The organism is Pseudomonas sp. PME37.24/006 (assembly GCF_055556635.1).
In genome coordinates this window covers 1-247 of the sequence record NZ_JBVHNL010000250.1, presented here as the reverse complement: position 1 = coordinate 247, position 247 = coordinate 1, and the positions used below count along the sequence as shown (strand labels likewise).

Genomic DNA, 247 nt, shown 5'->3' with positions numbered 1-247 from the left:
ACACGGCGGCGCTGGCTGCCGGACGCTGGCGCGTGCGCGTGGCGGCCACCTCGCGCGGGCAGACCTGGCACACGATCGGCGACCTGCCATGAGCGCGCAACGCCAGCCGCAGCTGCCTGCGGAAGAACTGCTCCACAGCGTCCTGGCCGTGCCGGGGATGCATTGCGCCGGGTGCATGGGCAAGGTTGAGCGCGGGCTCAGGGCGCTCGACGGCGTAACCGCAGCGCGCGCCAACCTGACCGCGCGG

The 247-nt window shown here is 74.1% G+C and carries 1 protein-coding gene; it reads left to right on the top strand.

What is annotated here, in order from left to right; genetic code table 11:
- Positions 1-88: 88 nt before the first annotated feature.
- Positions 89-247, top strand: a 159-nt coding sequence (locus ACZ3GY_RS24605; RefSeq protein ID WP_465912420.1) for a heavy-metal-associated domain-containing protein, incomplete at its 3' end; no start/stop codon positions are given.